The organism is Acidovorax sp. HMWF018, assembly GCF_003061035.1.
GTDB classification, from domain to species: Bacteria; Pseudomonadota; Gammaproteobacteria; order Burkholderiales; family Burkholderiaceae_C; genus Acidovorax; species Acidovorax delafieldii.
Genome location: NZ_QAIM01000195.1, coordinates 1 through 3669 on the forward strand (window position 1 = coordinate 1; position 3669 = coordinate 3669).

A 3669-nucleotide genomic window follows, 5' to 3' on the forward strand; every position below is an offset into this window, starting at 1 on the left:
TGGATGTGATGCAGGCCATCCTGATGCTGGTGCGCCAGGTCAACGAAGGCCGCGCGCAGGTGGAGAACCAGTTCCGCCGCGCCGTCACCTCCGAAGGCAACCTGAAGGCGCAGGCCGTGGTGTCCGAGGTGTTCGAGCTGCGGCCCAGCTTCGAATGGCGCGGCCTGGGCGAGGTGCCGTACAGCGCGCTGAAGATTCGCGAGGCCTACGCGGCCTTCGACGCCGAGCGCCGCTTTGCGCTCGACTACAAGCCGGTGGCCGACAACAAGGCCTGCGAGTGCGGCGCGATCCTGCGCGGCGTGAAGCGGCCGACCGACTGCAAGATCTTCGGCACCGTGTGCACGCCCGAGAACCCGGTGGGCTCGTGCATGGTGTCGAGCGAAGGCGCCTGCGCGGCGCACTACACCTACGGGCGCTTCCGCGACATTCCGGTCGTGGCCGCCACCGAGGAGGCCACACCATGAGAGCCGACATCGACCAGACCGCCAGCGGCGAGGCCCCGGCGCCGAAGCCGGTGAAGAAGAACTACACCCGACCGCTCGACATCAAACACGGCCGCGTGGACATGGGCCACGGCGCGGGCGGCAAGGCGGCGGCGCAGCTGATCGAGGAACTGTTCCTCGCCGCCTTCGACAACCCTTACCTGCGCCAGGGCGACGACGGCGCGCGCCTGCCGCTGCCCGCGTTCCCAAACGGCCAGGGCCGGCTGGTGATGGCCACCGACGGCCACGTGGTCTCGCCGCTGTTCTTTCCCGGCGGCGACGTGGGTTGCCTGTCGGTGCACGGCACGGTGAACGACGTGGCCATGTCCGGCGCCACGCCGCTGTGGCTGAGCGCGAGCTTCATCCTGGAAGAAGGTTTTCCGCTGGCCGAGCTGCAGCGCATCGTGCGTTCCATGGCGGCGGCCGCGCGCGCCGCCGGCGTGCCCATCGTCACCGGCGACACCAAGGTGGTGGAGAAGGGCAAGGGCGACGGCGTGTTCATCAGCACCACCGGCATCGGCGTGGTGCCGCCGGGCGTGGACATCGCCGGGCGCAACGCGCGCGCGGGCGACGTGCTGCTGCTCTCCGGCACCATCGGCGACCACGGCGTGGCGGTGCTCTCGCAGCGCGAGTCGCTCGCGTTCGAGACCACCATTGAAAGCGACACCGCCGCGCTGCACACGCTGGTGGCCGCCATGCTGCACGCCGCGCCGGGCGCGGTGCGCGTGCTGCGCGACCCCACGCGCGGCGGGCTGGCCACCACGCTGAACGAGATCGCGCGCCAGTCCGGCGTGGGCATGCTGCTGCAGGAGGCCGCCATTCCGGTGCGCGCCCAGGTGGACGCGGCCTGCGAACTGCTCGGCCTGGACCCGCTGTACGTGGCCAACGAAGGCAAGCTGGTCGCGGTGTGTGCGCCCGAGGCGGCCGACGCGGTGCTGGCCGCCATGCGCGCCCATCCACTGGGCGCCGAGGCCGCGCGCATCGGCGAGGTCACCACCGACCCGCACCACTTCGTGCAGATGGCCACGCGTTTCGGCGGGCGGCGCGTGGTCGACTGGCTCAGCGGTGAACAGCTTCCCAGGATATGTTGACCCCCCTGCGTCGCCTTCGGCGCCTCCCCCCGAGGGGGCGACAACTTGGGCCGGCGAAGCCGGACCCTCGTTGTCTCTGGATGAAAGCACTTCGCGCCGGAAGGAGTTGATGGTGTCTTCTCAGGTGTTCCAGAAAACCGCGCGCGGACGGGCCGAGATCGTGCAGCGCTCGGAGCGCGTGCCGGCCGCCATGCGCTCGGTGCTGATCATGGTGAACGGCAGCGACACGGTGCGCGCGCTGGCCGAGCGCGGTGTGCCGCAGGTGCGCGAACACATGCAGGCGCTGCTGGCGCTGGGGCTGATCGAACCGGTGGCACCGCCGGCCGCACCGTCACCACCGCCGCCTTCGCCCCCAACCGAGCTGGAACGCGAGCTGCCGGCGCCGGTGCACGAAGCGCTGTGCCGCCAGGCCCTGGCGCGGCTGGCGGCGCATTTCGGCGTGGACACGCCCGAGGTGGTGCAGCCCCTGCGCGCCGCGCGCACGGTGACTTCGTTCAACACCGCGCTGGACCACATCGAAACGCGGCTCTCGGCCCACATGGGCCGCAAGCACGCCGCGCGCGAGCTGCAGGGCCTGCGGCCACCCACATGAGCGCAGCACCCGGCGGCCTGCGCATCCTGTTGCTGTGCCACAGCTTCAACAGCCTCACGCAGCGCCTGTTCGCCGAGCTGCGCGCGCGCGGCCACACGGTGAGCGTGGAACTCGACATCAACGACCGCGTGACCGAAGAGGCCGTGGCGCTGTTCCGGCCCGACCTGCTGCTCGCGCCCTTTCTCAAGCGCCGCATACCGGCCAGCGTGTGGCAGGCGCTCACCTGCCTGGTGGTGCACCCCGGCCCACCGGGCGACCAGGGGCCGAGCGCGCTGGACTGGGCGGTGCTGCGCGGCGAGCGCACATGGGGCGTGACGGTGCTGCAGGCCAACGCCGATTTCGACGCCGGCCCGGTGTGGGCGCACGCGGCGTTTGCCATGCGCGAAGCTAGCAAGGGCAGCCTGTACCGCCGCGAGGTCACGCAGGCCGCGCTGCAGGCCACGCTCGCCGCCGTGCAGCGTTTCGGGAACGGCGAGCGCCATGGCGATGCACCACCACCCGCGCAATGGCGGCCCGCGATGCGGCAGGCCGACCGCGCCATCGACTGGGCGCGGCACGGCACCGCCGAGGTGCTGGCGCGGCTGCGCTGCGCCGACGGCCAGCCCGGCGTGCTCGATGCGCTCTGGGGCCACGCCTGCCACCTGGGCGACGGCCACGCCGCTTCTGCCGCCACGATGGCGGCTTTCGCGCACGCCGCGCCGGGTGAGGTGCTGGCGGTGCGCGATGGCGCGCTGCTGCGCCGCACGCGCGATGGCGGCGTGTGGATCGGCCAGGCGCGCCGCGTGGCCGACGGCGCACCCGGCTTCAAGCAGGCCGCGGCCGACGCCTTCGCCACCGAGGCCCTCGCCCTGCCCCGCCTGCCCGTGCCGCTGCAACGCGCCGACGACGAGTGGAGCGAGCTGCGCTACACCGAACACGGCCCCGACGGCGCGCGCGTGGGTTGCCTGCGCTTCGACTTCCACAACGGTGCGATGTCCATCGCGCGCTGCGAGCGCCTGCGCGACGCGCTGCTCGAACTGCGAGAGCGGCCGGTGCGCGTGCTCATGCTGCTGGGGGGTGAAGACTTCTTCAGCAACGGCATCGACCTCAACGCCATCGAGGCGGCCGCGCACCGGCCCGGCGACAGCGCGGCCGACGCCTCGTGGCGCCACATCCAGGCGATGAACGACGCGGCGCTCGCCGTGATCGAGACGCCGGACCGCCTCACCGTGAGCGTGCTGCGCGGCAACGCGGGCGCGGGCGGTGCCTTCCTGGCGCTGGCGGCGGACGAGGTGTGGGCGCACGGTGGCGTGGTGCTCAACCCGCACTACAAGAATATGGGCAACCTCTACGGCTCCGAGTACTGGACCTACCTGCTGCCGCGCCGCCTGAGTGAGGCCGGCGCGAAGGCGCTGATGGCGCAGCGCCTGCCGCTGCTGGCGCGCGAGGCCGCGGCGATGGGCCTGATCGACCACTGCGACGATGGGGCACGCGAGGGCTTCGAAACGCGCTGCCTGGAACGCGC

General features: G+C 72.3%; 3 protein-coding genes and 1 pseudogene. All 4 read left to right on the forward strand.

The window, feature by feature from the left end; genetic code table 11:
- Window positions 1-464 (forward strand): annotated as a pseudogene (locus DBR23_RS07170) (hydrogenase formation protein HypD); the annotation flags it as partial.
- On the forward strand, window positions 461-1573 hold the full coding sequence (gene hypE / locus DBR23_RS07175; RefSeq protein WP_051248951.1) for a hydrogenase expression/formation protein HypE: 1113 nt from the start codon (window positions 461-463) through the stop codon (window positions 1571-1573). The pseudogene DBR23_RS07170 and the gene hypE, both read left to right, overlap by 4 nt.
- A 109-nt stretch (window positions 1574-1682) precedes the next feature.
- Window positions 1683-2165 carry a hypothetical protein gene (locus tag DBR23_RS07180; RefSeq protein ID WP_034712729.1) on the forward strand — a complete coding sequence of 161 codons (483 nt, stop codon included), beginning with the start codon at window positions 1683-1685 and terminating at the stop codon, window positions 2163-2165.
- On the forward strand, window positions 2162-3669 hold a 1508-nt coding region (locus DBR23_RS07185), incomplete at its 3' end, for an enoyl-CoA hydratase-related protein (protein ID WP_108497786.1). The genes DBR23_RS07180 and DBR23_RS07185, both read left to right, overlap by 4 nt.